The following is a 2163-nucleotide window of genomic DNA, read 5'->3' as shown; positions in this document are numbered from 1 at the left end:
CGACAATGTGGTGGTCGGGCCGGACCTCTACTTGGCGCTGGACAGGCGGCGCATCGAGCTGCAGGCGGCAGCTGCCATGAGCATGACCACCATGAACACCCTGCCTGGCTCGCTCAGCAAGGCCAGAATCGACTCCATTTTTGGCGAAGACATCCCCGTTGACCCCAAGCAATTCGAGAAGCTGTTGATCATCAACGACAGCACCACGCCCATTGACCCACGGCATCTGAGCTCACTTGCCTACAACGTGACGCTGCGCTTGAATTACTTTGGAAACCTGATACGGGTTGGCTACAAATCCATAGGTGCCGAGTACTACTCGCTGGGCAATACCTTTCTCCGGCGGGACATTCGCGGGTGGTACGCCTCGGACCGCATACGCCTCTTTCGCAACCAGATCTTCTGCACATTGGGGATGGAGCGCTACCAAGACAACTTCTCCAAGGATGATGGTCAGCCTGCGTTGGATCTGACGGCGTTCAATGTGGCACTGTCGTACTTTCCGGGCAAGGGCCTGCCGCGTCTGACCGTCGACTATCGCCGCCGGCTGCGCGACAACGGGGTCGATTCGCTCTATGCCGCCCAGGCCGATACCTTTGCCGTGGGGGAAAACAACTTGACCCAGGACTACATGCTGCAGCTGGCGCAGGATTTTGTGCTCTTCGACCTGCAGCATACCGCGAGCCTCAATTGGATCACCTCCGATCGCGCCGACCGCCTGGCGAGCGGGCGGCTCGTGGGCGGCTACGCGAGCGACGTCAGCACTGCCATGCGCGTGCTTTCCCTGCGCAGCAAGTGGAATGTGCCGCTGGTGACCACGGTCAACTACGCATGGAACGACAACGAGGCGCTGGGAGGGACGAGTCAGTTCAGTTTCAAGATGGGAGACATCGGCGCCGAGTACCGGCTGCTTGAAGAACAACTCGTGCTCAATTGTGGCGTGCGGCGGATATCTGCACAAGGTCTGATGGGCAGTACTGGGACTATCAAGTACAACAAGACCAGCTACCTGCTCGGTGCGGTGTACCGACCGGTGCCATCGCTCTTCTTACAGCTTGACCTGTCCTACATCAACTTTATCGACCGTGGCATCAATGCGGATGGCTCACCGCGCCCCTCGTATGACGACCTCTTAGCGCGCCTGCGGCTGGAGAAGCGCTTTTGAGAACACGGTGGAACCCAATGGGATGAGCACGCAGTGAGGCGTGAAGTCAGGGCGGCATTGGGCTGACACCACTGCATGGCGCCTCTCATCTGGCGGTGAAGGGAGCGGCAGCGAGAGCGTTTCTCGGCTGCCGTTTCGGCATGGAGGCAAAGGGCGATGTCCTCACGAACTTTGCATGGAAGCGCAAATGGGACAGGCATGGAGCACGGCAGGCTGACCCGCATGTTGGCCGCGGTGTGTGTGCACTGCACGCTGTGCCGCCACGCGCGCCAGAGGCAGCGTGGCCTGGCGTACATGGTGGTGTGCAAGGTTGAGGAGAGGCTTTGTCCATTCTGTCGGGCCTACCAGAGGGTGTACGGCCGCAAAGCGCACGAGCCCATACCCGGAGAAAACGTGCCAGAAGATGAGAAACCGGGTTTCTCCGCAGACCTGACGGAGCTGGAGTGAAGGGGCTGCTCAGGAACAGGTGGGTCGTCACTTCGGTTCTGGCGCTGCTCGCCGCAGGTGGGGCCCTGCTGCTAAGCGTCATCCCCGTTTTCCAGAACCTTGAGCTGCGGAGCATCGACGCGCGCTTTGCGCTGCGCGGCCCGCTGGTCTATCCCGACACCCTGATCGCGGTGGTGGCGGTCGACGACGAGGCCTTTGCCAGTGTGCCGGGGACCTGGCCCTACCCGCGCTCCTACTTCGCGCGTGCCGTGCGCAATCTGAAGGAGGCCGGTGCTCGCCTCATCGTCCTGGATATCGAGTTCACCGAGCCCTCGTGGATCAAGTCGGAGGAGGACGCGGAGTTTGCGCAGGCCGTGCGGGAGGCGGGCAATGTGGTGCTCGCCGCCAAGGTGGTGTACGACCAAGGCCCGCGGGGCATTGTCTCCTCGTACGTGCTGAAACCCTTCGATCCCCTCTCTTTTGCGGCTGCACGCATCGGCATCGTCAACTATGACCACGATCCGGACGGCTTCTTGCGCCGTTACCTTCTTTTCGTCTCTGCCCAGAAAAAG

3 protein-coding genes are annotated in these 2163 nt (G+C 61.0%); all 3 read left to right on the top strand.

Annotation, left to right across the window (positions count from 1 at the left end):
* Positions 1-1165 (top strand): hypothetical protein (locus H5U38_14270; protein ID MBC7188185.1); only part of this gene is annotated, 1165 nt, incomplete at its 5' end.
* 156 nt (positions 1166-1321) lie between these two features.
* The gene (locus H5U38_14265; GenBank protein MBC7188184.1) at positions 1322-1612 is read left to right on the top strand and encodes a hypothetical protein; all 291 of its coding nucleotides are present in this window, start codon (positions 1322-1324) and stop codon (positions 1610-1612) included.
* Positions 1609-2163, top strand: a 555-nt coding sequence (locus H5U38_14260) for a CHASE2 domain-containing protein (protein MBC7188183.1), incomplete at its 3' end; no start/stop codon positions are given. The genes H5U38_14265 and H5U38_14260, both read left to right, overlap by 4 nt.

It is taken from the genome of Calditrichota bacterium (assembly GCA_014359355.1).
GTDB lineage: Bacteria > Zhuqueibacterota > Zhuqueibacteria > JANLFK01 > Oleimicrobiaceae > Oleimicrobium.
The sequence above is the reverse complement of the archived record's forward strand: the minus strand, read 5'-3'. Positions and strand labels throughout refer to the sequence as shown.